Source organism: Kitasatospora sp. NPDC101176 (assembly GCF_044768035.1).
Classification (GTDB): Bacteria; Actinomycetota; Actinomycetes; order Streptomycetales; family Streptomycetaceae; genus Kitasatospora.
In genome coordinates this window covers 1-1,349 of record NZ_JBIWPA010000072.1, presented here as the reverse complement: position 1 = coordinate 1,349, position 1,349 = coordinate 1, and the positions used below count along the sequence as shown (strand labels likewise).

General features: G+C 77.8%; 1 protein-coding gene. It reads right to left on the bottom strand.

The features are described from left to right. On the bottom strand, nucleotides 1-1,349 hold a 1,349-nt coding region (locus ACIRS1_RS38445), incomplete at both ends, for a polyketide synthase dehydratase domain-containing protein (RefSeq protein WP_402847322.1).

Sequence of the window (1,349 nt, the reverse complement as noted above, 5' to 3'; positions counted from 1 at the left end):
CGGAGGGCCAGTTGGGGTTCAACCGTCTGAAGGGCCGCGGCGATGGCCTCGGGTTCGTGGGTGTCGGTGTCGAGGAGGACGAGGCGGCCGGGGTGTTCGGTCTGGGCCGTCCGCACCAGACCCCAGACGGCCGACTCGGCGAGCCCGGGCAGCGGCTCGCCGGCCGTCACCGCGACCGCGCCACGGGTGACGACGGCGAGCCGGGCGCCCTCGGGGTGCTCCTCGGCGAGCCACTGCTGGACGGCGGCCAGCGCGCGGTGCGCGGCCGAACGGGCGGAGTCGGAGCCCTCGATGGTGACGACGGTGGTGGCGGTGCCGGTGGCCGGTGCGGGCGGGGCGGCCAGCTCGATCCAGTCGAGCGCGTACAGCGGGTCGGCGCTGCCGGCCCGGCGCCCGGCGCCGCTGAGCGCGTCGGCGGGCAGGGTGCGCAGGTCGAGTGACTCCGCGGTGGCGACCAGGGCGCCGCTCGGGTCGGTGAGCGTCAGGGCGACGCCCCCGTTGGGCAGTTCGGTGAGCCGGGCGCGGACCAGACCGGCGCCGGTGGCGTGCAGGGTGAGGCGGCTCCAGGCGAAGGGCAGCCGGATGCCGTCGCCCGGGTCGCCGGCCGGCGCGCCGTGGACCGGGAGCAGGTGCAGGGTGGCGTCGAGCAGCGCCGGGTGCAGGGCGAAGCCGTCGGCCGTGAGGGCGAGTTCCTCGGGCAGCCGGACCTCGGCGAACAGGGTGGTGCCGTCCTGCCAGGCCGCGGTGAGGTTGCGGAAGGCCGGACCGTAGTCGTACCCGCGCTCGGCGAGCCGGTGGTAGACCTCCTCCGCGTCGAGCGGGACGGCGCCGGCGGGCGGCCAGGCCGCGTCGGGGGCGGCGGTGGCCGGCGCCGAGGCGGCGAGGCTGCCCGAGGCGTGCCTGGTCCAGGGCTCGTCCCCGCCGGTGCGGGCGTGGACGGTGAAGGGGCGGCGGCCGTCGGCGGCCGGGGCGTCCACGGTGAGCTGGAGTGCGACGGCGCCGGTGGCGGGCAGCGGCAGCGGGGCCTCCAGGGTGAGCTCGTCGAGGACGGGTGCGTCGGCCCGCTCGCCGGCGCGCAGCGCGAGGTCGACGAAGAGGGTGCCGGGGGCCAGCGGGACGCCCTTGACGGCGTGGTCGGCGAGCCAGGGGTGGCGGCCGGTGGCGAGCTCGCCGGAGAACACCAGGCCGCCGCCGTCGGCGAGTTCGACCGGGTCGGCGAGCAGCGCGGCGCCGTCGGTGTCGGCCGTGGCGTCGAGCCAGTAGTGGTGGTGGGTGAAGGGGTAGGTGGGGAGGGGGAGGTGGGGGTTGGGGGTGTGGTTGGTGGGGTGGTGGCCGTGGGTGTGGGTGGT